Source organism: Devosia sp. A449, assembly GCF_054489375.1.
Genome location: NZ_JBTMWU010000011.1, coordinates 1 through 25,838, shown reverse-complemented (window position 1 = coordinate 25,838; position 25,838 = coordinate 1). Strand labels below are relative to the sequence as shown.

The following is a 25,838-nucleotide window of genomic DNA, read 5'->3' as shown; positions in this document are numbered from 1 at the left end:
CGTTTGCGCGACATTGGCGCCGTCTGAACCGCCGGGATTCTCATGCGCTGGTTGCCCATTCTCATGATTGCGCTGATGCTGTCGTTGACAGGTTGCGCCAGCACGCGTCCGGCCACCTATCTCGTTGACACCAAAGGGCCCTACCAGCTCGACACCGGCGACGCCGTACGGGTCACCGTCTATGGCGATGCGGATCTGAGCGACACCTACCGGATCGACGACAGCGGCGCGATCGCCTTCCCGTTGGTCGGCCCTGTGCCGGTGCGCGGCGTGACCACTACGGCTGCTGCCGGACGGCTGGCCGCAGCATTGGCCAATGGCTTCATGCGCAATCCGGACGTGGCGGTGGAAGTGGCGGAGTATCGTCCCTTCTTCATCCAGGGCGAGATCAAGAATGCCGGGCAGTTCCAATATGTCTATGGCATGACCGTGCGCGCCGCGATCAGTACGTCTGGCGGCTTCTCCGACACCGCCGATCGCAGCCGGGCCATAATCTATCGCCGCCAGGGCGACGAAATGGTCAAGGGTACGGTCGAGCTCGACGCCCCGATCTATCCGGGCGACACCGTGGTTATCCTTGAACGCTGGTTCTAAACCGGTGCCCGGTTCCAAACTGCGCATTCTGCAGGTGATGCGGGCTCCTGTTGGGGGCCTGTTTCGACATGTGGCGGACCTAACGCGCATGCTGGCCGCCGATGGCCACGCGGTCGGGCTGGTGGTCGACAGCCTCGTCAACGACACCCAAACCGAAAGCAAGCTGGCAGCACTGCTGCCCCACGCCAGTCTGGGCATTCATCGCTTCGCCATGCCGCGCGTGCTGGGCGCGGGCGACCTCACGACACCGTTCGCGGTGCGCCGGCTAGCGCACTCGCTCGGCATCGACGTGATGCATGGCCACGGCGCCAAGGGCGGCTTTTATGCCCGGCTGGCGCGCCTGACCGGCAGCAGCGCGGTAGCGCTCTATACGCCCCATGGCGGGGTGCTGCATTTTTCCAGATCGTCGCTATCGGGTCGCATCTTTCACCAGCTTGAACGCCGGCTGATGGCGCAGACCGGGGCGCTCATCTTCGAAAGCGCCTATGCCAAGGCGACCTATGCCGCGCTGATCGGCACACCAAGCTGCCCGACCGAGATCATCCACAATGGCCTGGCGCCCGATGAATTCATTGCGGTAACGCCCGTGCCCGATGCGGCGGACTTCGTGTTCGTCGGCGAATTGCGCGACCTCAAGGGCATCCACGTGCTGGTCGAGGCGCTGGCTGGCGTCACTCAGCCCGGCGGCAAGCCCGCCACGCTGGTGATGGCCGGGGATGGCCCCGACCGGGCGAAGCTGGAAACCCAGATTGCCCGGCTGGGATTGGCCGACCGTGTGACCCTGCTGGGCGCACAAGCGGCACGACCCACCTTTGCCCGCGGCCGGGTGGCCGTGGTGCCGTCACTGGCCGAGTCGTTGCCCTATATCGTGCTTGAGGCCGCAGCCGCGCAATTGCCGGTGCTGGCGACACGGGTCGGCGGGATTCCCGAAATCTTTGGGCCGGAGTCCGATCGTCTGGTGGCGGCGAACGATGCCACGGCGCTGCGCACGGCGATGCAGGCGGCGCTTGATGATCCAGCAGCGGCACAAGCGGGCATGCGGCAGCTCTTGGGCCATATCGAAAGTCGCTTCTCGCTGGCCACCATGGCCGGCAGCGTTGAAGCACTCTATTATTCAGTATTGGCACGAGCTTAAGCTTTCAACTTCACCGAGTATAAACGCCTTGTCGCGACAATGGCGGTAGAATTTCTATACCGGTAGCGCCCCATGTATCGAGTTGACCCCAAGCAGGCCGTGCGTCAGCACGTATCCAAGCAAGCTGCGGCCGGCGCGTCGGGGCAAAAGCTGTCGGCAGCGGCTGAGGCGATCATCGCCGCGCCCGTCGAACGCAGCCTGTCGGGTAGTGTGGTATCTGGCGTGGCGCAAGCGGTCGAAGCCGCGCTGCTGGCGCTGCTGGGCTATGGCATCTACGAATATTACGTCGAGCTGGGTCAACCGACCTTTTACATCCCGGTGATCCTGGCCTCCTGCCTGCTGTTCAACGTGCTGGCCAATACCGCCCGCACGCACCGCATTGCGTCCTATCGCACCCTGTTCGACCAGACGGCCCGGGTCCTGATCGGCTGGACGCTGGTGATGACGGTGTTGACCGTCGGCATTTTCTTCTTCAAGGCCGGCGATCTGTTCTCGCGCGTCTGGCTGGTCAGCTGGTATGTCAGCGGCGCCATCGCGCTGATTATCTACCGCGTCGCCCTGCGGGGGCTGGTGCAGCGCTGGACGGCGGCGGGACGCCTGCGCCGCCGCACCGTGATTGTCGGCGGCGGCACCGACGCCGAAGACCTGATCGAACAGATCCGCGCCAGCGCCAGCAGCGATATCCATTTGCTCGGTTTGTTTGACGACCGCATCGACGAGCGCTCGCCCGAGATGGTCGCCGGCCATCCCAAGCTGGGCCGGGTCGTCGACCTCATCGAATTCGCCCGCCGCACCCAGGTCGATCTGGTGCTGGTCTCCATGCCGCTATCAGCGGAAAAGCGGGTGCTGGACATGCTGACCCAGCTCTGGGTGCTGCCGGTCGACATCCGCCTGTCGGCGCATATGAGCAAGCTCAAATTCACCCACAACGCCTATTCCTATGTCGGCGATATCGCCGTATTCGACATGGCCGACCGGCCGATTTCGGACTGGAACCTGGTGTTCAAATGGGTGTTCGACAAGCTGGTGGCGCTGACGGCGCTGATCCTGCTGTCGCCGGTGATGCTGATCACCGCCATTGCGGTCAAGCTCGAGAGCAAGGGGCCGGTGTTCTTCCGGCAGAACCGGCACGGCTTCAACAATGAGCTGATCAAGATCTATAAATTCCGCTCGATGCGGACCGACATGCTGGACGCCACGGCGGCCCAGCTGGTCACCAAGGGCGACCCGCGCGTCACCAGGGTCGGCAAATTCATCCGCAAGACCTCTATCGACGAGCTGCCGCAGCTGTTCAATGTGCTGAAAGGCGAGCTGTCGATCGTCGGGCCACGCCCGCATGCGCTGCAGGCCAAGGCCGCCAACCAGCTGTATTATGAGGCGGTTGAAGGCTATTTCGCCCGTCACCGCGTCAAGCCCGGCATGACCGGCTGGGCGCAGATCAATGGCTGGCGCGGGGAAACCGACACCATCGACAAGATCATGCAGCGGGTGAACCACGACCTCTATTACATCGAGCACTGGTCGATCCTGTTCGACATGTACATCGTGCTGATGACGCCGGTGTCGCTCGTCTCCAAAAATGAGAATGCCTATTGAGCGCCGCTGGCACCCTGGATGGCAACGGCACTGAGGCCGGGTCCAGGGGGCTCGGCCTTGCCGTGCTGCGCGCCCGCGCCATGCGGCTGCTCGACATCATGGTCGGCTTCTGGATCTTTACCGGCGGCATGGTGCTGTTCGAGCCCTCCCCCTATGAGCTGAGCTTCCTGGCAGTGTTGCCGCTGGCGTTCATTGCCGGGATGGGCCTCTATCGCTCGACCTTTGGCCTGCTGGCCATTCTGGTCGGCTTCACGCCCTTTGCGCTGATCGCCTGTTTTCAGGTGCGCTTTACGCCGCTCACCGATGCGCTGATCTTTTCCATCGTCACCATCTTCCTGCTGCTCACCGCCTATTTCATCGCCAATTACGTGGCGGAAGCCACCGAGCGGCGGATGCGCATCGTGATGAACGCCTATACGGCGGTGGCGGTGATTTCGGCGATCATCGGCACGCTGGCCTATCTTGGCATCCTGCCCGGAGCCGACATTTTCCTGCGCTATGGCCGGGCCAAAGCGGCGTTCAACGACCCGAACGTCTATGGCCCCTTCCTGGTGCTGCCGGCGATGTATGCGCTGCAACGGGTACTGCTGGGCTCCACCCGCTCGGCCATGCTGGCCGGGCTGGTCTATCTGATCCTGTTCGTGGGTGTGTTCGTCAGCTTTTCCCGCGCGGCCTGGGGACATTTTGCCATGTCCTCGCTGATCGTGCTGGTGCTGTGCTTCTGGCTGGAGGCGGCGGCGCGCGACAAGGTCCGCATCATGATCATGTCGCTGCTGGGCGCCGCCATGCTGGTGGTGGCGCTGGCCGGGCTACTCAGCATTCCCTCGGTGGCCGATCTGTTTGAGACGCGCGCGGCCGGGCAGAATTACGATTCGGGCGAAACCGGGCGCTTTGGCCGGCAGGGCTATGCGTTCGAACTGGCGCTGGACCATCCGCTGGGCATCGGCCCCGGCGAATTCCGCAATCTGCGGATCATCGAAGAGCCGCATAATGTCTATGTGTCGGTGCTGCACGTCTATGGCTGGGGCGGCGGGGCTATGTATTACCTGCTGGTGATCCTGACCCTGTGGCGCGGCATCGCCGCCCTCACCCGCCCCTCGCCCTACCGGCTGATGATGATTCCACTGGTGGCGACTTTCACCATGCTGGTGGGGGAATCGGTGATCATCGACAGCGATCACTGGCGCCACTACTACCTTGTGGCCGGACTGATCTGGGGCATCGCCACCGCCGTCCACAATGATGAGCGGGCCCGCGCGCCACGCGAGCAGATGCTGATCTAGAGGGGTCCGCGCAGATAGCGCTCGGCCAATTGCGCCGTGCCCTCGGCAAAGCCGTCCATATGCTGCTGCGCCAGCTTGGTTTCGGCATGCGAACCGATCCAGGCCAACAGCGCCATGCGGCGCAGCATGATCATGGAATCGATGGCCGCGATATCGGCGGGCTGCAGCGGGCGCACGGTCTGATAGCCCTGCAACCAGGCCGCCTTCAGCGCCGGCACCGTCTTATGGGTCTCGTGGAACGAGATGGCGGCGGCGAAGTCGTAGGTGAACCAGCAGAAGCCGCTATCGTCGAAGTCGATCAGCGTCACGCGGTCGCCGTCGACCAACAGATTGCCCAGCCGCATGTCAGCATGGATCAGGCCATAGCGGTCGGCCCCGGTGCCATATTCCGCCAGCCGCAGCCAGAGGGTCGAATCGAGGCGGTCGAGCGTCGAGCGAATGCGGTCATTGACGCCGGGCGCGATGCGCCAGTCGCCCCACAGCCCGTCGGCATCCAGAATCGTCGCCGCCTGCCAGACCTGCCGCTCAAATCCCGGCGGGCGCTGCCAGTTGGACACATGCTGGTGCATGGTGGCGGCATAGGTGCCCAGCGTACCGAACAGGCCTTCCAGATTGTCGTCCGGCGTCGGTTCGCTACCGGGAATATGGCGGAACAGCACGGCAAGGCGATCACCCTCGGGCGTGACGAATGCCTGCAACAGCTGGCCGTCACGCCCCGGAATCGGCTCGGGAATGGCCAGATCGGTGTCGCGCCGCAGCGCCAGCAGCCAGGCCAGTTCGCTCTCGATCGAGGGGCGCGACTGGTAGCCGGGGCGATGGATGCGCAGGGTGAAACGACCCTGGTTGGGCGTCTCGATCAGAAAAGTGTGGTTTTCGGAGTGGTTGATCAGTCGGGCGCTGCCGCCTTCGACTTCGCCCCAGTTCGACAGGGCGGGCTCGATTTCACGCGCCGTCAGGGGCATCAACAGGGCTCCAGACTGGCAGCTGGACGCCGCGCAGCTTTACGGCTGACCAGGAGAGGAAATTTTGGTCGGAGCGGCCGGATTTGAACCGACGACCCTTTGTCCCCCAGACAAATGCGCTACCAGGCTGCGCTACGCCCCGACTGCGCGGAGACATAGACAGACTGGGCATATGAGGCAAGCCCCATTTTCCGGAGAAAAGGAACAAATAGGCGATACCCCGTGGAAAAGCCCAGTTGGGTGGGGGGAAGCCCCACGCAAAACCCCACGGGACGGGAACCAGATTGAGGACGAACAATAGCACGTCAGAGACCCGCTACTTCCGCGCGATGAGCCTGTCGGCCAAGCGGTCAGCCTGGACGCGGATATCGGGGATGGCTTCGATCTCGAAGAAGCGGCCGCGCGTCAGTGGCCCGACCACCAGTAGTTGTTCGCTGACCGTGCCGGCGGCGTCGATGACGGCACAGTCCTCATCGACATCGAGCCCAATACGGAGGGCATCGGCCCGTGCCCTGCCCCGCGCTACCAGATCGCGGATCACCGGGTTGGAACTCGACATCACGTCGACGCTGACACCGCCGCAATCATAGACCCGGGCCACGTCGAGCTTTTCGCGGGTGGACGAGCCACGGCGGCGAATCTGGGCCTGCACCGCGCCGTCATGCGGTTCGGCGCCGATGAACTCGGCAGCGATCAGCTGCACCTGGCCAATGGCGATGGCCTGTACCAGCCGCTCATGCAGTTCCGGCGGCAGGCGATGGCGGTGAATATTCCACCACGGGCGCAGATGGCGCAGAAACTGACGGCGCGTCTGCTCCGACCAACTCTGCCACAGAAGCTGATTATAGGGGCGCAATCCATCGACGACGCTGCGCCAATCGCCACCGGAGGCTTCGGTGCTGCGCGCCAGTCCCCGGAACCAGGTGAAAAACTGGAGAAGGCTGGTGCCGAAGGGCACATCGGCGGCGTCGAGTTCGAGCGGCGGCACGTCGCGATGGCCCTTGGGCAGCAGGCCATTGCGCGACACCACGATGATCGGGCCGCGATGATTGGCGTCGACCAGTGAAATCCAGGCGTCCACCATGCTGAGGCCGGAGCCGAGGATCACCACGGCAGCATCCGGATCAAGCGGGGTATCGCTCTCGGAGCCGAGGCGCACGGCAATGCCACGACTGCGCGCCGGCTGGGTTTCGTGCCCCACCGCCAGAACGGCGCTATCGCTGTGGAGGCGCGTGCCATTGGCGAGCAGGGTTTCGATGCCGGCGGGGCTTTCGTGGACGGCCACCGCCTCCTCGGACAGCACCACCAGCCGGCCGGGGCTGGAGCGGCCGGCCTCGGCCAGCACATGCGCCAGATAGGCGCCATAGAGGCGGCGCGGCACGAAGACCCAGGGACCGCTTTCGGCGGAATAGCCCTGGGTCTGCAGCCAGCGCCAGAAATGGTCGGGATCGTCGGCAAAGGCGCTCATGCCGCGAGCTGGCACGTTGACCTTGTGGTCCTGCTGGCTGGCGGAATAGGCTAGGCCCTGGCCGAATTCGCCACGGCGCTCAAGCAGGGTGACGCCGATATCGGTGGCGGGATCGCGCAGCAAATGGGCAGCGAGCAGGACGCCACTGGCGCCACCACCGATGATGGTAACCGTGGGGCGCGGCGCTACAGCCTCGGGCTCAGCAAGGGGCGGAATGGGCATAGGGCCTCGTCACAAATTGGCGCGGGGCAGAATCCGCCTTCAGGTCGGGATTGTAAATAATGCCTAGAAAGGCACCAAACAAGGCAAAAAATTGCTCCATCCGGGCAGCAATCCCCACCGAAAATGGCGTGGAAGCCCTGCGGCGAGTGAGCCGCGCCCGAACTCTGGACCCGGCGCTGCGCTAATTCATCGGCGTGATAGGATTGCCCCGGACCTGTACTGGAGCGCTCGGACGGCAGCGCATGTCGCGACGGAAATCACTCGGCGACATGCCAGCGATCTTGCGGAACGACTTGTTGAAAGCACTGAGTGAACCAAAGCCGCTATCCATGGCCACTTGCAGCACATTGGCCTCGTCCTGCATCAGCAGCGCCTGGGCGTAGCTGAGCCGCATCAAATTGACATAGTCGTTCAGGGTCATGCCCGTCGACTTCTTGAAGACATTCATCGCGTATTTGGGATGGATATCGGCGGCTGAAGCGATGTCGGCGGAATCGATTTCTTCGCGGAAATTGTCGGCGATGAAATCGCAGATGCGGACGACGATGGGCGAAGAATGGTGGTCGAGCCCATCCACCGCCTTGACCACATCGGCCGGCCCCGGCAGCAGGCTATAGGGATCGAAGCGCACGCGCTCGATGCGCAGCAGCAGTTCATCCACCGCCATGCTGGCCTTCAGCGCATCACCGGATCGCGCATAAGTGTTCCAGCGGGCGAAATTCAGTGCATCGGAGGCGTCGGTGGCGCGCGTGATCAGGGTTGCGCCCTGCATCAGTTTGGACTGCACGTTCTGCGGCAGGCGCAGGCGGAAGAAATGTACCAGCGGCAGATGCCCGCCAGCATAGATCAGATCGTCGGAAGCATCGTCGAGGAAATGCGGCAGGCCGCCCCAGAACAGGGCCAGATCACCGGCATCAAAGCGAACCTTGTGACCGCTCATGTGATAGTGGGCCCAGCCCTGCACGATATAGTTGACTTCAACCTGCGCGTGCCAGTGTGCGGTCCGCATCAGCAGCGGGGTTGCGTGGAACATTTGCAGTTCCGTCGGGAGACGTTCTACCCCGTTAGTACCGGGCTCGTAGTAGGCCCTTCCAACCATCTTACTATCCGCCAATTTCACATGCCCATTATGAGGGACGCCGTCTGCTTTCCCTGTAGCTTAGGAAGGGCTCACAACAAGAGCAAACGAAAAGGGAGGATACACAATGAACCGCATTGCTTCGCGGCGAGGGCTGGTGCTGGGCTTGGCTATGGCCGGTGTCAGCATACTCAGTGTCGCTGCCGCCTCGGCCGGGGAAATTTCAGTCTGGGTCTGGGACCCCAATTTTAACGGCAACGCCATGCGGGAGGCTGCCAGCCGCTATACCCCTACCCACCCCGACGTCACCTTCAACATCGACGACTCGGCCAGCCAGGACGATATCCGCGCCAAGCTGCAGACGCAGTTGCTGGCCGGCAGCACCGATGGCCTGCCCGATATCGTGCTGATCCAGGACGACGTGGCGCAGAAATATCTGCAATCCTTCCCCGGCGCCTTCGAGCCGCTCTCCGACAGCATCGATATGTCGGTTTTCGCGCCCTACAAGGTCGCCGCCGCCACCTATGACGGCAAGTCCTACTCGCTACCCTTCGACTCCGGCGTGACCGGCTATTTCTACCGCTCCGACTATTTCACCCAGGCGGGCTATAGCGCCGACGATCTCAAGGACATTACCTGGGACCGGCTGATCGAGATCGGCACCGACGTCATGGCCAAGACCGGGCACAAGCTGCTCGACTTTGACCTGAGCGATCCCGGCCTCATCCAGATGATGATGCAGTCGGCCGGCACCTGGTATTTCAACGAGGATGGCAGCCTCAACATCGTCGACAACGCACCCCTGCGGAAGGCGCTGGAGACGTTTGCCAAGTTCTATGCCGCCGATCTGGTGAAGCCCGTGTCGGGCTGGGCCGAATATACCGGCGCCTTCACCTCGGGCGAAGTCGCCTCGGTTCCCGTCGGCGTCTGGATCACCGGCACCATCAAGGCCAATGCCGATCAGGCGGGGCTGTGGGCCGTTGCCTCGACGCCGCGCCTCGACATCGAAGGCTCGGTCAACGCCTCCAATCTGGGCGGCTCGAGCTGGTATGTCCTGTCGTCGTCGGACAACAAGGCCGAAGCCATCGACTTCCTCAAGACCATCTGGGCCGAAGACGTCGAGTTCTACCAGAAGATCCTGGTCAATCAGGGTGCCGTCGGCTCGCTGCTGGCAGCGCGCGAAGGTGACGCCTACAAGGCCAATGACGACTTCTTCGGCGGCGCTCCCGTCTGGCAGGACTTCTCGACCTGGCTGAGCCAAATCCCGAGCGTCGACTATGGCGTTTACACGGCCGAAGTGCGCTCCGCCATCCAGGCGCAGCTCCCTGAGATCATCAAGGGCGGCGACCTCGACGTGGCGCTGCAGGCGATCAACGAACAGTCGGAACAGCAGATCCAGTAGTCTGCGACAGGGGCGGCGGGCTCACCCGCTGCCCCAAGCCTGACTGTCCATTTCGACGTGCTGCACCATGGGAGGGCAACACTTGTCACAAACGCGTCTCGACCGTCGCGGAGAGGTCCACGGGTGGCTGTTCATCGCCCCTGCCCTGGTGCTGCTCGGCCTGTTCATGATCTATCCCATTGTCTGGTCGCTCTGGATGAGCTTCCAAGTCGGCAAGGGCATGAATTTTAGCTTTGGTGGCTTCACCAATATCCTGCGGCTGACCAAGGATGCGGTGTTCCTGCGCGCGCTGGGCAACACCTTCACCTTTTTCATCGTGCAGGTGCCGATCATGATCGTGCTGGCGCTGCTGTTCGCAGTGGCCCTGAACGACAGCACATTGCGGTTTCGCGGGTTGTTCCGCACCGCGATTTTCCTGCCCTGCGTGACCTCGCTGATTGCCTATTCCACCCTGTTCAAGTCGATGTTCGCCACGGACGGCGTGATCAACCAGACCCTGATGGCGCTGCATATCGTCGGCGCGCCGATTGCCTGGTTCGGCGATCCGTTCTGGGCCAAGGTTACCGTCATCATCGCCATCACCTGGCGCTGGACTGGCTACAACATGATTTTCTATCTGGCGGCGTTGCAGAATATCGACCGCTCGATCTATGAGGCCGCCCGCATCGATGGCGTGCCCGCCTGGGCCCGGTTCCGCTATCTCACCATCCCGATGCTCAAGCCGGTGATTCTGTTCACCACCGTCATCTCCACCATCGGCACGCTGCAGCTGTTCGACGAGGTTTACAACTTCACCGCCGGTACCGGGGGCCCCTCGGATTCAACGCTGACCCTGTCGCTCTACATCTACAATCTCACCTTCAAATTCATGCCCAGCTTCGGCTATGCGGCAACGGTTTCGTGGGTGATCGTGGTTGTGGTCGCCATCCTCAGCTTTGCGCAGTTCCTCATCGCCCGCGATCGGAAATCGTCATGACCGACACCCCGATGACCACCGCCACCACTGTCGCCCGGACGGGCTGGCGAATGCCGGCCAACCCGTTCGCCCTGCTCCGCCGCGGGCTGCTTTATCTGCTGCTGTCACTGGCGGCCTTCATCTCGGTGTTCCCGTTCTTCTGGATGATTGTCGGCGCGACCAACAAATCCGCCGATATCGTCAAGGGAAAATCCGATTTCGGCTCCGAGCTGTTCAACAACGCCACGACCTTTTTCACCATGGTCGATGCCCCGCGCATTTTCTTCAACTCCGCCTTCATCGCCATTGTCGCCACCGCGCTGACGCTGATCGTTTCCTCGCTGGCTGGCTATGGTTTTGAAATGTTCCGCTCGCGGATGCGCGAACGCATCTTCGCCTTGCTGTTGCTGCTGCTTTCGATCCCGTTTGCCGCGCTGATGGTGCCGCTGTTCGTGATGTTTTCGCAGGCCAAGCTGGTCAACACCTATACGGCGGTCATTCTGCCCAGCGTCGCCTCGATCTTCATCATCTTCTATTTCCGCCAGGCCACCAAAGCCTTCCCGCCCGAATTGCGGGACGCCGCCCGGGTCGATGGGCTCAAGGAATGGCAGATATTTTTGTTCATCTACCTGCCGGTGATGCGCCCCACCTATGCGGCGGCCACCATCATCGTCTTCATGGCCAACTGGAACAATTACCTTTGGCCGCTGATCGTGCTGCAGACCGCCGATAACAAGACGATCACCCTGATCATTTCGTCGATGACCTCGGCCTATGTGCCCGATTACGGCATGACCCTGTTCGCCACGGTGCTGGCCACCCTGCCCACCCTCATCATTTTCTTCCTGCTCCAGCGCCGCTTCGTCGAAGGCATGCTGGGCGCGGTCAAATAAGGTGCATTCAGCATGAGCAGCTTGAAGCTGAGAGGCGTGCGCAAGTCCTACGGGAGCGTCGAAGTCATCAAGGGCGTCGATCTCGACATCGCCGCCAAGGAGTTCGTGGTGTTTGTCGGCCCGTCGGGGTGCGGGAAGTCCACCCTGCTGCGGATGATCGCCGGGTTAGAACACATCACCGCCGGCGAGTTGCAGATCGGCGGCGAGCGTATGAACGAGGTGGAGCCGTCCAAACGCGGCATCGCCATGGTGTTCCAGACCTATGCGCTCTACCCGCATATGACGGTGCGCGAAAATATGGGGTTTGCGCTGCGCTTTGCCGGCGTCGCCAAGGACCAGATCGCCAAGCAGGTGCAGGAGGCTGCGCACATTCTGGCGCTGGAGCCGCTGCTCGATCGCCTGCCCAAGGAACTCTCGGGCGGCCAGCGGCAGCGCGTCGCCATCGGCCGAGCCATTGTCCGCAATCCGCAGGTGTTCCTGTTCGATGAGCCGCTGAGCAATCTCGATGCCGAATTGCGCGTGCATATGCGCATCGAAATCGCCCGGCTGCACAAGGAGCTGCAGACCACCATCATCTATGTGACGCATGACCAGGTGGAGGCGATGACGCTGGCCAACACCATCGTGGTGCTGCGCGATGGGTTGATCGAGCAGGTCGGCCGGCCGCTCGACCTTTATGACGATCCGGCCAACCAGTTCGTCGCCGGCTTTATCGGCTCGCCTCAGATGAATTTCCTCGCCGCCGAGATCGTCGAAAAGACGGCGGACAACACCACCATCGCCCTGCTCAACCACAAGACGATTCGGATCACCCTGCCCATCGCGGCGGGCAGTGTCGGGGACAAGGTCACGCTTGGCGTGCGCGCCGAGCATTTCGGCGAAGCGGGAGCCGGCGCGGCCGACATCACCCTCGATGTCGACGTGGCCGAGCATCTGGGCTCGACCAGCTATGTCTATGCCAATTCCGGCGGCGAACAGCTGGTGATCGAGCGCGAAGACTCGCGCCACGAAATCGGCAGCGAGCGCCTGACCGTCTCGATCAGCCCCGAACGCGCCTTCCTGTTCGACAGCGCGGGCCTGCGGCTACGCTAGTCATGACTGTTTGCCTGCGGCGCCCGCCGCGCCCTCCCCGATCAAAATCGCCCGCCCATAACAGCGGATATGCAAGGACCAAGACTATGACCGATCAAAAAATCCGCTGGGGTATTATCGGGCCCGGCAGCATTGCCAAGGCGTTTCAGGGGGGCGTCGCCGGTTCCAAGCATGGCGTGCTGGCCGCCGTCGCCACCCGCAACCCCGGCAAGCCCAATCTGACGACCGACTTCCCCGGCGCGAAAATCGTGCATGGCTATGAGGCGCTGCTGACCGATTCCGAGATCGACGCAGTCTATATCGCCGTACCCCATACCGGCCACGCCGAATGGGCGATCAAGGCGGCCGAAGCGGGCAAGCATGTGCTGGTGGAAAAGCCCTTCGCCCTCTCGGCCTTCGAGATCGACGCGGTGCTGCATGCCCACCGCAAGGCCGGCACTTTTGCCGGCGAAGCCTTCATGTATCGCCTGCATCCGCAGGCCGCCAAGCTGGCCGAACTGATCCGCTCGGGCGTCATCGGCGAAATCCGCATGATCCAGTCGAGCTTTGGCTTTTCGATGGGGACATTTCAGCCGCAGCATCGCCTGTTCGCCTCGGCGCTGGCCGGCGGCGGCATTCTCGATGTCGGCGGCTATCCGGTGTCGATGGCCCGTTTCATCGCCGGTCAGGCGATGGGCAAGCCGTTTGCCGATCCGGTGAAAATCCGCGGCACGGCCAAGCTCAATGCCGAAGGCACGGATGACTGGGCCGCCGCCATTCTCACCTTCGAGAACGGCATCGTGGCGCAGGTCTCCTGCGCGGTGATGGCCAATCTCGACAATGTGCTGCGCATTCACGGCGCCGATGGGCGCATCGAAGTGCCCGATTTCTGGTTCGCCGGCGGTGACCGCACCCAGGGCCTGGGCCGTATCGACATCATCAAGGGCGGCAAGACAGAGACGATCAGCGTCAACGAGAGCCGTCACGTCTATTCCTTCGAAGTCGACGCCGCTGCCGAAGCCATTTTTGCCAAGCGCCAGGAATTCGCCGCGCCGGGCATGAGCTGGGCCGACAGCCTGGGCAATGCCCGCGTGCTCGACGCCTGGCGCAAGGATGCCGGCATCGAATATTCGGTCGAAAAAGCCGCCAACCGGGTCAATACCCTCGATAACCGCAAGCTCGGCCCCAATAGCGGCATCATTCCCAAGCGCTCGATTCCGGGCCTCGGCAAGCCAGCCTCGGCCGTGGCGCTGGGCTTTGAGGATTTCCGCAGCTTTGCCTCGGGCGCCATCCTGCTCGACGCGTTCTGGGAAAAGGGCGGCAATATCTTTGACACCGCCTTCGTCTATGGCGCCGGCTACACCGAAACCCTGTTCGGCGAGTGGCACCGCAATCGCGGCACCCGCGAGGGCGCGGTGCTGATCGGCAAGGGCGCGCATAGCCCGCTCTGCTATCCCGACGTCATCGCCAAGCAGCTGACCCAGTCGCTCGATCGCCTGCAGACCGACTATGTCGACGTCTATTTCATGCACCGCGACAATCTCGATGTTCCGGTCGGCGAATTCGTCGATGCCATGGATGCCGAGGTGAAGGCGGGCCGCATTCGCGGGCCGTTCGGCGGTTCCAACTGGACGAAGGAGCGCTTCGACGAGGCCACCGCCTATGCCGAGCGCACCGGCAAGACCAAGCCAATGGCGCTCAGCAACAACTTCGCACTGTCGGAAATGCTGGTGCCGATCTGGGATGGCTGCGTCAGCGCGTCCACCGATGACTGGAAGGCCTGGTTCAAGGACCGTCAGGTCACCAACTTCTCCTGGTCGAGCCAGGGCCGCGGTTTCTTCACCGACCGCGCGGGTCGCGACAAGACCGACAATGAGGAACTGGTGCGTTGCTGGTATAACGACAAGAACTTCGCCCGGCGTGACCGCGCCATCGAACTGGCGAAGCAATTGGGCCACAGCCCGATCCACGTGGCGCTGGCCTTCGTGCTGGCCCAGCCCTTCCCGTCCGTGCCGCTGATCGGGCCGCGTACCCTGGGCGAGCTGGACGACAGCCTCAAGGCGTTCGAGATCAAGCTGACGCCGGAACAGGTGGCTTGGCTGGATCACGGCTAGGGCATGAGGGGCCGAAGCACGTTGCCCCACACCTCCCAACCTCCCCCATCAAGGGGGAGGTGCCGTTCCGTGGTTGTGACTGGATCGTGCAACGGAGTGGAGAGATACCTCCCCCTTGATGGGGGAGGCTAGGAGGGGGTGGAGCCCGGCACTCGGCCCTATCCTTCACATCCCCGCCAACTCCCGCCGCCGCACCATCTCGGCAATCCAGGCCGGCGCATAGGGCGAGGTGCAGCCCGGCGAGGCCGGGAAATCGATCAGCACCTTCAGCTTCTCGCCAATGGCAATCGCGCGCTGGCGCAAGGCCGGGTTGCGGATGCCGATTTCGGCGAGGCAGTGGTTCATCGACCATTGTTTCGGCTCCGGCGCCTGCGCCATCTCCCGCTCGATCTGATCGAGCAGGCCGTCCAGATCGAGGCCCTCCGGGGATTTGATCACCCGGTCGGTGGTGAGGCTCCAGCCGGCGCGGCCGACCAGTTCATCCTCATCCTTCCAGCGCAGCCGCAATGCTTCGGCATGCGGCCCGGGCTTGACCAGATGGGTGATGAGCCAATCGAGCAGTTTTGGCGCGTGGATGTCGCGGATCATGGTGTCGAGTTCATCAGCGGACAGGGCTTTTGGCCGGCACACCAGAGTGGCCAGCAGCCGGGCGGCGGTATCGCCGGTTGCCCAGAGCTGCAATCCTAGCTCGTGCTGGATTTTGAGGCGCTTGGCGACAGCCCGCAACTGGGTGAGGTTCACGCCATGATCGTCGCCGCGCAATTCATTGACGACGCGAAATTTGGGATTTTCCAGCGCGGCCAGTTCGGCCATCACTGCACCCAAGGTTTCGTCGGCCATCGCAATATCTCCGTCTTGCTCGCTGCCACTGTCGGCCCAGAGCCCGGCAATTATAGGGCCGGCAGCCTTTGCCGCAACCAGCCCTGCCGCTACGCCCAATCCAAGGCGACCGTTCGATAAACCCAAACACAGTTACACCATTGTGCTTACTTGTCGGCCTCGCCGCCCTGCCCTATGTTCAGCATCGTGAAACGAGAGTTTCGCAATGTTCTCAGGGCGGGGTGCGATTCCCCACCGGCGGTAAAGGCGACAACGCCAAGCCCGCGAGCGCTTCGCACAAGCGAAGGTCAGCAGATCCGGTGTAATTCCGGAGCCGACGGTATAGTCCGGATGAAAGAGAACGGGACCAACGCTGGCTTGTCCGCGTCCGCACGATTCCACGTGCGGCCGGTTGCCGACGAGACTTCCCGTAACCCTGAGGAAACTGGTTACGGAAAGGACGATCAATGAGCCAAGTTTCCTCTGCTTCCCACAATGGCGCCACGACGGGCGCAATCCTGATGGTCACCGCGGCCATCGCCTTTGCGGGCTCCAACGTGCTGCAATCGGTACTGCCGACTCCGGCCGAATATGGCGGTTTCGGCATGAGCTCGACCGGCATGGCCTTCTGGCAATATGTCATCGCCTCGGTGCTGGCCCTGCCGCTGATCCTGCGTATCGGCATCGGCAATCTGCGCACCAAGCGCCCGCTTGCCCATGAAATTCGCGCCTTCGCCTCGGCGCTTGGCGTGCATGTTTTCGTCTATGGCTTCGCCTCCGGCGTGCCGATCTGGCAAATGGTGACCCTGCTGTCCACCGGCCCGCTCTTCATCATTTTCGGCTCGACGCTGTTTCTGGGTGAGCGCGCCACCACCGCCCGGCTCGCCGCCGCGCTGGTGGGCTTTGTCGGCGCCATCATCATTTCCGGTGTTGGCGCAGAAGGCCTGAGCCTGACCACGCTGGTGCCGATAGTGGCAGCGGCGCTGTGGGCCACCACGGACGTGCTGACCAAATATCTCGCCCGCGAGGAATCGCCGGAAACCCTGACCATCTCGCTGCTGGTGCTGATGACGCCGAACCACCTGCTCATCCTGCTGGCCGTCAATGCCATGGGCTGGCTGGCTCCAACGATCATGCCGGCAGGCCTGGTCACCGGCTTTCCCTTCGCGGTGCCCGGCGGCACAGCGCTGTGGCTGCTGTTGCTGCTCGGCGCGCTGACCGCGGCGGCCCAGTACCTGCTGAGCATCGCCTACAAGGCGGCCGACGCGACCTATCTGCAGCCGTTCGGCGACCTCAAGGTGGCGCTGGGCGGGCTGCTAGGCTGGATTTTCCTGGGCCAGGTACCCGGCGTGCTGTTCTGGCCGGGCACCCTGCTGATCATTGGCGCCTCGATCTTCCTGTTCTGGATCGAGTCGAACAAGCGACCGAGCCTGCGCGCCGCCTGACACCCACAATCATCCCCGCCACGGCGGGGATGATCCTTTTGGGTGTCGCTACACCGTCACCCAGCGCCCCTCCCGATGGCTCTGCGCCATCGCATGCACAGCGCGTTCGATTCCTAGACCGGTGGTGAAGTCGATCACCCGGGCGTTTTCGCCGCCAATCGCCCGCAATAGCTCGTGGCATTCGATGATTTTTAGGTCGTTGAAGCCCAGGCCGTGGCCGGGGGCGGGAATGAAACGATCATAGGGTTTGTGCTGCGGGGCGGCCAGAATGGAACGAAAACCCTGCTCGGTCGGCTTGTCGCTGGTTACATAGAGCTGCAGTTCGTTCATGCGCTCCTGATCATAAGTGATGGTGCCTTTGCTGCCGAAAATCTGCAGCGCGATGCGGCCCTTGCGGCCCCAGGCCGAGCGATCCAGCGCCATGACGCCACTTATCCCCGCCCCCAGCTCGAACAATACGCTGGCAATATCGAAGGTTTCGACGGCCCGGCGACCACCGTCCTTGGTAGGGCGGTCGGCATAGGGCTTGGACAGATGGGCGAAGACCTTGGTCACCGGGCCGAACAGCACCTGCAACAGGCTGAGCGGATGCACGCCGAAATCGTCCAGCGCGCCATAGCCGGAGCTGGCTTCGCTCTTCCAGTAAAACAGCGCCGCCGGGTCGGCCATGAAATCCTCGTCCATTTCCAGGCGGACATGGTTCACGTCGCCGATGGTGCCATCGGCCAGAATGGCGCCGATCTGCCGGATCAGCGGGTTCTGGATGTAATTATAGCCCAGCACGGCGGTTTTGCCCGAGGCCTTGGCCGACGCCGCCATGCGCTCGGCATCGGCCAGCGCCACCGCCATGGGCTTTTCGCACCAGACATGCTTGCCCGCTTCGAGCGCGGCAATTGCCATTTCGGCGTGGAAGGCGTTGGGGGTCGTTACCGAAACCACATCCACTTCAGGATCGGCGATCAGCTCGCGCCAATCGCCAGTGGCCTTGGCAAAGCCGAACTCATCGGCCTTCTGCCGGGCGATATCCCCGCTCACCTCGGCCAAGTGTATAAGGGCTGGGCGTGGCCCCTCGCCAAACACCGCTTTGACGCCAGTCCAGGCTAAAGCGTGGCATTTGCCCATGTAGCCGGTGCCGATGAGGCCGACGCCGATTGTTGCTTTCATTCCGTTCACTCCTGTCTGCGAAATGAATAGTCCATTCATTCTAATTTCGGAATGGACTTTCTAATAACACTTGATTGACGGGCAAGATTGCAGATTATGGGGCAAAAGCGAGATCGAGCCATGCCAGACGCCAGTGCCAACGAGACGCCGCCGCAGGATTTCGACGCCCTGCGCGCCGCTATTCTGGAACGGAAAAGCGAGCTGCCCAAGCGGCTGACCCAGGTGGCGGCCTATGCGCTGGATCATCCCGACGAAATCGCCTTCGGCACCGCGGCCAGCATCGCCATTTCGGCCGATGTGCAGCCCTCGACGCTGGTGCGATTCGCCCAGCATTTCGGCTTTGACGGCTTTTCTGGGCTGCAATTGCTGTTCCGCGCCCGGCTGCGCGAGCGCACCTCATCCTATGAAGACCGGCTGCGGGCGCTGGAGCAGAATGGCGCGGCGCTGGCCGAAAGCACTACTATTTTCAATGGCTTCACCACGGCGGCGCATCGTTCGATCGATACGCTGACCTCGGCGGTCGAGCCGGAAGCCTTCGAGCGGGCGGTGACGCTGCTGGCCAATGCCGAAACCATCTATCTGATCGCCAAGCGCCGCTCCTACCCGATCAGCAGCTATATGGCCTATGCCTTTGGCAAGCTGCGGGTGAAGTGCCAGTTGGTGGGCACCTCGGCCGGCATTGACGACGATCTGCTGGCCATGGCGACGCCCGCCGACGCCGCGTTTGCCGTCAGTTTTTCGCCCTATGCCTCGGAAAGCGCGGCGCAGGCGCGGATGCTGGCCTCGCGCGGTATCCCTGTGGTGTCGCTCACCGATTCGGCGTTTTCGCCACTGGCCGAGTGCTCCAAGGAATGGTTCGAGGTGGTCGAGGCCGATCACGCCGGATTCCGCTCATTGTCGGCCAGCATGGCCTTTGCCATGGCCCTCACCGTCTCCATCGCCGAAAAGCGCCGACGCGGCTGAGCCACAAACCGGAAATTCCGCCTGTGGAATGAATGTTCCATATTGACGAATTGCCGGAACCCATGTTTCATAACAATCACCAGCATGCTGGAGGAAATCTGCCAGCATGCCGGCAGTTCGCTGTCAGCATGCTGACAGTTTTCTTGCAGTTTGCTGCATGATTGCAGACCGGCCATAGGCCACATGGGAGGATTGCCGTGAGCAACGCGCACCCCGATGACGGGACCAAAAAACTCGACGTCATCACCATCGGCCGCGCCTCGGTGGATCTCTATGGCCAGCAGATCGGAACCCGACTTGAGGATGTCGGCAGCTTTGCCAAATCGGTTGGCGGTTGCCCCACCAATATCGCCGTCGGCACCGCTCGGCTGGGACTGAAATCGGCGCTGATCACCCGCGTCGGCCATGAGCAGATGGGGCGGTTCATCCGCGAGCAATTGATCCGCGAGGGGGTCGAGACGGTGGGCGTGGCGACCGACCCCGATCGGTTGACGGCGCTGGTGTTGCTGTCGGTCGAGGCCGAGGGCGTGTCGCCGATGATTTTCTATCGCACCGATTGCGCCGACATGGCGCTTTCGGAGGACGATATCGATGAAACACTGATCGCGTCGAGCCACGCCATCGTCGTCACCGGCACGCATTTTTCGCGCCCCAATAGCGAAGCAGCGCAGAAGAAGGCCATCCGGCTGGCCAAGGCGCATGGCGGCCGGGTGGTGTTCGATATCGATTACCGCCCCAATCTGTGGGGGCTGGCCGGGCATGATGCCGGGTTCGAGCGCTATGTGGCGTCGGACACAGTTTCAAAAACCTATCAGTCGGTGCTGGCCGACTGCGACCTGATCGTCGGCACCGAGGAAGAGATCCTGATCGCTTCCGGCGCTGCCGACCTGCTAACCGCGCTCAGGGCGATCCGTAGCCTGTCCTCCGGCACGATCGTCCTGAAGCGCGGGCCTATGGGCTGCATCGTCTATGACGGCGCCATCCCCGATAATCTCGAAGACGGCATTGTCGGCAAGGGCTTTCCCATCGAGGTGTATAACGTGCTGGGGGCCGGCGACGCCTTCATGAGCGGCTTTCTGCGCGGTTGGCTGCGGGATGAGCCGCATGCCACCAGCGCGACCTGGGCCAATGCCTGCGGCGCCTTCGCGGTGAGCCGCCTGCTCTGCGCACCGGAATATCCGAGCTGGATCGAGCTGAACCATTTTCTCGACAAGGGCAGCAGCGAGCGGGCGCTGCGCAAGGACCCGGAACTCAACCATATCCATTGGGCGACCAATCGTCGGCGCGAGATTCCGAGCCTGATGGCGCTGGCCATCGACCATCGCAGCCAGCTCGAGGACCTGGCCAATGGCGATGCGGCCCTGCTGGGGCGGATTCCGGCGTTCAAGGCGCTGGCGGTGCGCGCGGCGGCCAAGGTGGCCAATGGCCGCGACGGCTTTGGCATGTTGCTCGATGACAAATATGGCCGGGACGCGCTGTATGATGCGGGCGCCGTGGGTAATTTCTGGATCGCGAAGCCGATCGAGCTGCCGGGCTCGCGCCCGCTGCAGTTTGAGTTCTCGCAGGATCTGGGCTCGCGGCTGGTGGATTGGCCGGTGGATCACTGCATCAAGGTGTTGTGCTTCTATCATCCGGACGACCCGACCGAGTTGCGGCAGGTGCAGATCGAGAAGCTGCGCGTTGCCTATGACGCCGCCCGCAAGGTGGGGCGCGATCTGCTGATCGAGATCATTGCCAGCAAACATGGCGTGCTGGGTGACGACACCGTGGCGCGGGCGCTGGGCCAGATCTATGACGAGAATATCAAGCCGGACTGGTGGAAGCTGGAGCCGCAGTCGAGCAAGGCCGCGTGGGCCGGCATTGATGCGGTGATCGAAGCGCGCGACCCGTATTGCCAGGGTGTGGTGCTGCTGGGGCTGGAGGCATCGCAGGCGGTGCTGGAGGCTGGTTTTGCCGCTGCGCGTGGTTCGCGTAGCGTCAAGGGTTTTGCCGTGGGCCGCACGATTTTTGCTGAATCGGCAAAGAGCTGGTTGGCTGGTAGCATCAGTGACGAACAGGCTGTCGAGGAGATGGCGGGCAAGTTTGGGGCGCTGGTGAATGTGTGGGAACGGCTGGGGGCGGCTTAGGCAAGATGCCCGCCACGCGCGCGGTGTCACCCCGGCCTTGAGCCGGGGCCCATCCCCCGATCTCAGGATGGGTCCCGGCTCAAGGCCGGGATGACATCGTGGTTGGGGATGAAGGGTGATGACGACGAGGGGTGCGACGCGGCACCGGGCGTGATGCTCAAGCATCGCACCCCTCACCCTAGCCCTCTCCCCGAAGGGGCGAGGGGACGATGGAGCCGATGGTTCGGTTCCGCGCGCTGTAAATTAGGGCTCCTGCGCCCCCTCCCCCTTAGGGGTGGGTCGGGTGGGGGTCGACGTAAGTGGACAAAGCCAACCGACCCCCTCCCTCATTCCCTCCCCTCAAGGGGGAGGGAGGCGAAGGCACCGGGGCCGGTAGACCAGGAGAGGCCAAAAAAATGAGCCAGAACACGATCCGATTGACGATGGCGCAGGCCGTGGCGCGGTTCATGACCATGCAGAAGACCGTGATCGACGGCGAGACGGTGCCGATCTTTGGCGGGGTGTTTGCCATTTTCGGGCATGGCAATGTCGCCGGCGTCGGCGAGGCGCTGTATGGCGTCAAGGACTCGCTGCCGACCTATCGGGCGCAGAATGAGCAGGGCATGGCCAATGCGGCGATTGCTTTTGCCAAGGCCAGTTTTCGCCGCCGCTTCATGGCCTGCACCAGCTCCATCGGGCCGGGTGCGCTGAATATGGTGACCGCGGCGGCGCTGGCGCATGTGAACCGGCTGCCGGTGCTGCTGCTGCCGGGGGACGTGTTTGCCAACCGCCTGCCCGATCCGGTGTTGCAGCAGGTGGAAGATTTCGGCGATGGCACGATTTCGGCCAATGACTGTTTCAAGCCGGTCAGCCGCTATTTTGACCGGATCACGCGCCCCGAACAGATCATGCCGGCGCTGCGCCGCGCCATGCAGGTGCTGACCGACCCCGCCGAATGCGGGCCGGTGACGCTGAGCCTGTGCCAGGATGTGCAGGCGGAAGCCTATGACTATCCGGAGAGCTTTTTTGCCGAGAAGATCTGGCATATCCGCCGGGTGATGCCCGATGCCGATGAATTCGCCAATGCCGCTTCGGCGCTGATCCGGGCAAAAAAGCCGGTGATCATTGCCGGTGGCGGCGTGCTCTATTCCGAGGCGACGGACACTTTGCGCCGGTTTGCCGAGCGCCATGGCGTGCCAGTTCTGGAAACCCAGGCCGGCAAATCCAGCCTGCCGCATGACCATCCCCTCAATATGGGTTCGGTTGGAGTTACCGGTACGTCGGCGTCCAATAGCCTGGCTGAAGAGGCCGATGTGGTGCTCGCGGTTGGCACGCGGCTGCAGGATTTTACCACCGGATCGTGGGCGCTGTTCAAGAATGATGAGCTGAAAATCGTCGGGCTCAATGTGCAGGTGTTTGATGCGCATAAGCACCGGGCGCTGCCGCTGGTGGCCGACGCGCGTGCGGGCCTCGAGGCGCTCAATGCCGCCCTCACCGGCTGGCAGGCCGACCCGGAATGGACCGAGCTGGCCAAGGCGGGCAAGGACGAGTGGCTGATTGCCGCCGACCGGGCCACGGCCTCGACCAATGCCGAATTGCCGTCGGACGCGCAGGTGATCGGCGCGGTGCAGCGGGCGCGGGAACACGCGACGCTGGTGTGTGCTGCTGGCGGTCTGCCGGGCGAATTGCACAAATTGTGGAAGGCCGACAAGCCGGGCAGCTATCATCTGGAATATGGTTTTTCGACCATGGGGTATGAGATTGCCGGCGGGCTGGGCGTCAAGCTGGCGCGGCCCGAGGCCGATGTCGTGGTGATGGTGGGCGACGGCAGCTACATGATGCTGAACTCGGAAATCGCCAGCTCCATCATGCTGGGGGCCAAGCTGACCATCGTGTTGCTGGACAATGCCGGCTATGGCTGCATCAACCGGCTGCAGATGGCCACCGGCGGGGCCAACTTCAACAATCTGTTGAAGGACAGCCACCATGTCACTCTGCCGGGAATCGATTTTGCCGCCCATGCGGCGTCGATGGGGGCGGTGTCGCGCAAGGTTGGCTCGATTGCCGAGCTGGAAACGGCGTTGCAGGAGACGGAAAGCGTCGACCGGACGGTGGTGATTGTGATCGACACCGATCCGCTGGTGACCACCGATAAAGGTGGGGCCTGGTGGGATGTGGCGGTGCCGGAAGTGAGCGAGCGGCCGCAGGTGAATGCAGCGCGCGAGGCTTATGTGAAGGCGCTGAAGGGGCAGCGGGCGGGGTAGTCGAACAAACTCACGACGACCCCCTCCCCGGCCCTCCCCTCAAGGGGGAGGGAGAGCAGACGACAAGAACGGTGATTGCGGCTCCATCGTCCCCTCCCCCTTGAGGGGAGGGTTAGGGAGGGGGTCGCGGAATGGAACCTGGAGCCAAAATCTTGAAAGCCAAACTCGGCATGTCGCCCATCGCGTGGTGGAACGATGATCTGGTGGAATTGAGCGATGACGTGTCGCTGGAAGAATGCCTGCGGCAGTCGCGCTCGGCCGGGTTTACCGGCATGGAGAAGGGCCGCCGCTTTCCTGATGATCCGGCGGTAATGCTGCCTATTCTCAAGGCGGCGGATGTGACGCTGTGTGGCGGCTGGTTTTCGGGCACGCTGGTGGATGAGGAGCTGGCGGTCAATCAGCACCGCATCCAGCCGATGATCGAGCTGTTCAAGGCGGTTGATGCGCCCTGCATCGTCTATGGCGAAGTGGGCCGCTCGATTCAGGGCAAGCGCGAGATTCCGCTGGCGCAAAAGCCGAAGCTCGGTGACGACGAAATGCGGGCCTATGCGCGCAAGCTGACCGAATTTGGCGAATGGTGCGCCGATCAGGGCATGCCGCTGGCCTATCACCACCACATGGCGGCGGTGGTGGAGACCGAGCCGGAGCTGGATGCGTTTATGCGCTATTCGGGCGCGGGGATTCCGCTGCTGCTGGATGCCGGGCATCTGGCCTTTGCTGGTGGCGATGTGTTGCGCGCCATTGATAATCATCACGCGCGGATCAGCCATGTGCATGTCAAGGATGTGCGGATGGACGTGATCAACAAGCTGGATCGCAGCCGGCAGTCGTTTCTCGATGCGGTGGCGCTGGGGGCGTTCACGGTGCCGGGCGATGGGTCGCTGGATTTTGGCGCCATCGTGCAGAAGTTTGCCGATTATGGCTATGAAGGCTGGTTTGTGGTCGAGGCCGAGCAGGACCCGGTGGCCAATCCGCCGCTGCGCATGGCGCAGGTGGGGCATCAGGAGCTGATGCGGGTGATGACGGCGGCGGGCTACACGGTGGAGACCGAGGGCTTTCCCAAGGGGTGAGGCTTGGCCCAATCCTGTGCTAGAGCATGCGGCCAATAAATTATGTCCAAGGAAGCACAATGGCGCTCAAGCAGAATGATTTGAACTGGTTCCGGCCGCTGTGGCGGCGGGTGGCTGTGGTGGTATTTTTGATCATCTGGCTGGGCTGGGAAGTGCTGTGGAACCAGGACAGCTTCTGGTCGCTGCTGGTGGGGGCCGCCCTCGCCTATTCGCTGTATAATTTCTTTTATGCCTTTCCCAAGGAGACGCCGTCCGATGAGCCAATCCAACCTCCGAATCCGCCCGAAGGGGACGACGGGCCGCGTTCATGACGTCACCCCGGCTTCGGCCGGATGGGGCCATGTCGGCTTTGCGCTGCATAAATTAGCGGCAGGCGACGTGGCCGGCGGCGAGGCCGGGGCCAACGAGCTGTGCCTGGTGCTGGTCAGCGGCAAGGCGCGGATTGCGGTGGACGGGGTGGATTTCGGCGAATTGGGCGAGCGGATGACGCCGTTCGAGGGCGCGCCCTATGCCGTCTATGTGCCGCAGGGCAGTTCGTGGGCGGCGGATGCGACCACGGCGCTGGAACTGGCGGTGTGTGCGGCGCCGGGCGGTGGCGAGCATAAGGCGCAAGTGATCCCGCCGGGGCGGCATCCGCGCATCAGCCGGGGCAAGGGCGCCAATGTGCGGCATGTCTATAATATCATGCCTGAGGATGATGGCGCGGCGCATTCGCTGCTGGTGGTGGAGGTGATCACGCCGCAGGGCAACACCTCGTCCTATCCGCCGCACAAGCATGATCAGGACAATCTCCCGCATGAAAGCCAGCTGGAGGAGACCTATTTCCACCGGCTCAATCCGCCGCAGGGTTTTGCCATGCAGCGGGTTTATACCGATGACCGGAGTCTGGATGAAGCGCTGGTGATCGAGGATGGCGACGTGACGCTGGTGCCGCGCGGCTATCATCCGGTGGTGACGGCGGCGGGGTATGATCTGTATTATCTCAACGTCATGGCCGGGCCGAAGCGGGTGTGGAAATTCCACAATGCGGCGGAGCATGAGTGGCTGTTGAAGTAGCTCCCCAGCTCGATGTCACCCCGGCGAAAGCCGGGGCCCATCCTGAGATCTCAAGATGGATCCCCCTGAGTTCACAAACGAAGTGCAACACCTGACACAGGTGATGCCATGTCCAGTTACCGCCAGTTATCCAGCGCCGACCGCTTCCGGATTGCCCAGCTTCTCGCCGCCGGGCAGTC

The 25,838-nt window shown here is 62.9% G+C and carries 21 protein-coding genes, 1 tRNA gene and 1 riboswitch; of the genes, 16 read left to right on the top strand and 6 right to left on the bottom strand.

All coding sequences use genetic code 11. The annotated features are described in order from the left end of the window. Positions 1–42: 42 nt before the first annotated feature. From ACX3OW_RS20555 to ACX3OW_RS20540, 4 genes are all read left to right on the top strand, one after another. A complete protein-coding gene (locus ACX3OW_RS20555) occupies positions 43–594 on the top strand; it encodes a polysaccharide biosynthesis/export family protein (protein ID WP_459097660.1) in 552 nt (183 codons plus the stop codon). Between the two features lie 4 nt (positions 595–598). Continuing rightward, on the top strand, positions 599–1,729 hold the full coding sequence (locus ACX3OW_RS20550) for a glycosyltransferase family 4 protein (RefSeq protein WP_459097659.1): 1,131 nt from the start codon (positions 599–601) through the stop codon (positions 1,727–1,729). Between the two features lie 72 nt (positions 1,730–1,801). Further along, complete coding sequence (locus ACX3OW_RS20545; protein ID WP_459097658.1) at positions 1,802–3,325, top strand: undecaprenyl-phosphate glucose phosphotransferase; 1,524 nt, start codon at positions 1,802–1,804, stop codon at positions 3,323–3,325. Continuing rightward, on the top strand, positions 3,322–4,608 hold the full coding sequence (locus ACX3OW_RS20540) for an O-antigen ligase family protein (RefSeq protein ID WP_459097657.1): 1,287 nt from the start codon (positions 3,322–3,324) through the stop codon (positions 4,606–4,608). The genes ACX3OW_RS20545 and ACX3OW_RS20540 overlap by 4 nt, the downstream gene beginning before the upstream one ends. Here ACX3OW_RS20540 and ACX3OW_RS20535 read toward each other — a convergent pair. The 4 genes from ACX3OW_RS20535 to ACX3OW_RS20520 form a co-directional block, all read right to left on the bottom strand. Beyond that, on the bottom strand, positions 4,605–5,570 hold the full coding sequence (locus ACX3OW_RS20535) for a phosphotransferase enzyme family protein (RefSeq protein ID WP_459097656.1): 966 nt from the start codon (positions 5,568–5,570) through the stop codon (positions 4,605–4,607). The two genes, ACX3OW_RS20540 and ACX3OW_RS20535, sit on opposite strands and share 4 nt — an antisense overlap. A 65-nt stretch (positions 5,571–5,635) precedes the next feature. Continuing rightward, a tRNA-Pro gene (locus ACX3OW_RS20530) sits at positions 5,636–5,712 on the bottom strand. 174 nt (positions 5,713–5,886) lie between these two features. Continuing rightward, positions 5,887–7,260 (bottom strand): FAD/NAD(P)-binding protein, encoded by a 1,374-nt coding sequence (locus ACX3OW_RS20525; RefSeq protein ID WP_459097655.1) that lies wholly within the window; start codon positions 7,258–7,260, stop codon positions 5,887–5,889. A 181-nt stretch (positions 7,261–7,441) separates the two neighbouring features. Next, the gene (locus ACX3OW_RS20520) at positions 7,442–8,359 is read right to left on the bottom strand and encodes a helix-turn-helix domain-containing protein (RefSeq protein ID WP_459097654.1); all 918 of its coding nucleotides are present in this window, start codon (positions 8,357–8,359) and stop codon (positions 7,442–7,444) included. Positions 8,360–8,465: 106 nt separating this feature from the next. Here ACX3OW_RS20520 and ACX3OW_RS20515 point away from each other — a divergent pair, with 106 nt between their 5' ends. From ACX3OW_RS20515 to ACX3OW_RS20495, 5 genes are all read left to right on the top strand, one after another. Further along, the gene (locus ACX3OW_RS20515; RefSeq protein WP_459097653.1) at positions 8,466–9,740 is read left to right on the top strand and encodes an ABC transporter substrate-binding protein; all 1,275 of its coding nucleotides are present in this window, start codon (positions 8,466–8,468) and stop codon (positions 9,738–9,740) included. Positions 9,741–9,822: 82 nt separating this feature from the next. Continuing rightward, positions 9,823–10,716: a carbohydrate ABC transporter permease gene (locus ACX3OW_RS20510; RefSeq protein ID WP_459097652.1), complete on the top strand. Its 894-nt coding sequence runs from the start codon at positions 9,823–9,825 to the stop codon at positions 10,714–10,716. A gap of 50 nt (positions 10,717–10,766) precedes the next feature. Next, a complete protein-coding gene (locus ACX3OW_RS20505; protein ID WP_459097737.1) occupies positions 10,767–11,588 on the top strand; it encodes a carbohydrate ABC transporter permease in 822 nt (273 codons plus the stop codon). Positions 11,589–11,600: 12 nt separating this feature from the next. Then, positions 11,601–12,680 carry an ABC transporter ATP-binding protein gene (locus tag ACX3OW_RS20500; protein ID WP_459097651.1) on the top strand — a complete coding sequence of 360 codons (1,080 nt, stop codon included), beginning with the start codon at positions 11,601–11,603 and terminating at the stop codon, positions 12,678–12,680. Between the two features lie 86 nt (positions 12,681–12,766). Next, complete coding sequence (locus tag ACX3OW_RS20495) at positions 12,767–14,773, top strand: aldo/keto reductase (RefSeq protein ID WP_459097650.1); 2,007 nt, start codon at positions 12,767–12,769, stop codon at positions 14,771–14,773. Between the two features lie 165 nt (positions 14,774–14,938). Here ACX3OW_RS20495 and ACX3OW_RS20490 read toward each other — a convergent pair whose 3' ends face one another. After that, positions 14,939–15,613 (bottom strand): DNA alkylation repair protein, encoded by a 675-nt coding sequence (locus ACX3OW_RS20490; protein WP_459097649.1) that lies wholly within the window; start codon positions 15,611–15,613, stop codon positions 14,939–14,941. 203 nt (positions 15,614–15,816) lie between these two features. Beyond that, positions 15,817–15,959: riboswitch (FMN riboswitch) on the top strand. 100 nt (positions 15,960–16,059) lie between these two features. Here ACX3OW_RS20490 and ACX3OW_RS20485 point away from each other — a divergent pair. Beyond that, the gene (locus ACX3OW_RS20485) at positions 16,060–17,037 is read left to right on the top strand and encodes a DMT family transporter (RefSeq protein ID WP_459097648.1); all 978 of its coding nucleotides are present in this window, start codon (positions 16,060–16,062) and stop codon (positions 17,035–17,037) included. Positions 17,038–17,085: 48 nt separating this feature from the next. Here ACX3OW_RS20485 and ACX3OW_RS20480 read toward each other — a convergent pair whose 3' ends face one another. Further along, positions 17,086–18,201 (bottom strand): Gfo/Idh/MocA family protein, encoded by a 1,116-nt coding sequence (locus ACX3OW_RS20480; RefSeq protein WP_459097647.1) that lies wholly within the window; start codon positions 18,199–18,201, stop codon positions 17,086–17,088. A gap of 120 nt (positions 18,202–18,321) precedes the next feature. On the opposite strand from ACX3OW_RS20480, the gene ACX3OW_RS20475 reads away from it, so the two are divergent. The 6 genes from ACX3OW_RS20475 (at position 18,322) to iolB (ending at position 25,659) form a co-directional block, all read left to right on the top strand. Next, the gene (locus ACX3OW_RS20475) at positions 18,322–19,164 is read left to right on the top strand and encodes a MurR/RpiR family transcriptional regulator (RefSeq protein ID WP_459097646.1); all 843 of its coding nucleotides are present in this window, start codon (positions 18,322–18,324) and stop codon (positions 19,162–19,164) included. 197 nt (positions 19,165–19,361) lie between these two features. Next, positions 19,362–21,290: a bifunctional 5-dehydro-2-deoxygluconokinase/5-dehydro-2-deoxyphosphogluconate aldolase gene (locus ACX3OW_RS20470; RefSeq protein ID WP_459097645.1), complete on the top strand. Its 1,929-nt coding sequence runs from the start codon at positions 19,362–19,364 to the stop codon at positions 21,288–21,290. A gap of 395 nt (positions 21,291–21,685) precedes the next feature. Continuing rightward, positions 21,686–23,533, top strand: a complete 1,848-nt coding sequence (gene iolD / locus ACX3OW_RS20465; RefSeq protein ID WP_459097644.1) for a 3D-(3,5/4)-trihydroxycyclohexane-1,2-dione acylhydrolase (decyclizing) — start codon at positions 21,686–21,688, stop codon at positions 23,531–23,533. A gap of 152 nt (positions 23,534–23,685) precedes the next feature. Further along, the gene (gene iolE / locus ACX3OW_RS20460; RefSeq protein WP_459097643.1) at positions 23,686–24,603 is read left to right on the top strand and encodes a myo-inosose-2 dehydratase; all 918 of its coding nucleotides are present in this window, start codon (positions 23,686–23,688) and stop codon (positions 24,601–24,603) included. A gap of 59 nt (positions 24,604–24,662) precedes the next feature. Further along, entirely contained in the window at positions 24,663–24,914 is a 252-nt protein-coding gene (locus ACX3OW_RS20455; RefSeq protein ID WP_459097642.1) for a hypothetical protein, read from the top strand. After that, a complete protein-coding gene (gene iolB, locus ACX3OW_RS20450; protein WP_459097641.1) occupies positions 24,859–25,659 on the top strand; it encodes a 5-deoxy-glucuronate isomerase in 801 nt (266 codons plus the stop codon). The genes ACX3OW_RS20455 and iolB overlap by 56 nt, the downstream gene beginning before the upstream one ends. Positions 25,660–25,838: the final 179 nt, after the last annotated feature.

Bases quoted from the DNA above. Each gene is read 5' to 3' on its own strand.
- ACX3OW_RS20520 (WP_459097654.1), bottom strand. From the start codon at position 8,359: ATGGTTGGAAGGGCCTACTACGAGCCCGGTACTAACGGGGTAGAACGT.
- ACX3OW_RS20535 (WP_459097656.1), bottom strand. From the start codon at position 5,570: ATGCCCCTGACGGCGCGTGAAATCGAGCCCGCCCTGTCGAACTGGGGC.
- ACX3OW_RS20485 (WP_459097648.1), top strand. From the start codon at position 16,060: ATGAGCCAAGTTTCCTCTGCTTCCCACAATGGCGCCACGACGGGCGCA.
- ACX3OW_RS20455 (WP_459097642.1), top strand. From the start codon at position 24,663: ATGGCGCTCAAGCAGAATGATTTGAACTGGTTCCGGCCGCTGTGGCGG.
- ACX3OW_RS20555 (WP_459097660.1), top strand. From the start codon at position 43: ATGCGCTGGTTGCCCATTCTCATGATTGCGCTGATGCTGTCGTTGACA.
- ACX3OW_RS20500 (WP_459097651.1), top strand. From the start codon at position 11,601: ATGAGCAGCTTGAAGCTGAGAGGCGTGCGCAAGTCCTACGGGAGCGTC.
- ACX3OW_RS20545 (WP_459097658.1), top strand. From the start codon at position 1,802: ATGTATCGAGTTGACCCCAAGCAGGCCGTGCGTCAGCACGTATCCAAG.
- ACX3OW_RS20505 (WP_459097737.1), top strand. From the start codon at position 10,767: ATGCCGGCCAACCCGTTCGCCCTGCTCCGCCGCGGGCTGCTTTATCTG.
- ACX3OW_RS20480 (WP_459097647.1), bottom strand. From the start codon at position 18,201: ATGAAAGCAACAATCGGCGTCGGCCTCATCGGCACCGGCTACATGGGC.
- ACX3OW_RS20475 (WP_459097646.1), top strand. From the start codon at position 18,322: ATGCCAGACGCCAGTGCCAACGAGACGCCGCCGCAGGATTTCGACGCC.
- iolD (WP_459097644.1), top strand. From the start codon at position 21,686: ATGAGCCAGAACACGATCCGATTGACGATGGCGCAGGCCGTGGCGCGG.
- ACX3OW_RS20495 (WP_459097650.1), top strand. From the start codon at position 12,767: ATGACCGATCAAAAAATCCGCTGGGGTATTATCGGGCCCGGCAGCATT.
- ACX3OW_RS20525 (WP_459097655.1), bottom strand. From the start codon at position 7,260: ATGCCCATTCCGCCCCTTGCTGAGCCCGAGGCTGTAGCGCCGCGCCCC.
- iolB (WP_459097641.1), top strand. From the start codon at position 24,859: ATGAGCCAATCCAACCTCCGAATCCGCCCGAAGGGGACGACGGGCCGC.
- ACX3OW_RS20490 (WP_459097649.1), bottom strand. From the start codon at position 15,613: ATGGCCGACGAAACCTTGGGTGCAGTGATGGCCGAACTGGCCGCGCTG.
- ACX3OW_RS20515 (WP_459097653.1), top strand. From the start codon at position 8,466: ATGAACCGCATTGCTTCGCGGCGAGGGCTGGTGCTGGGCTTGGCTATG.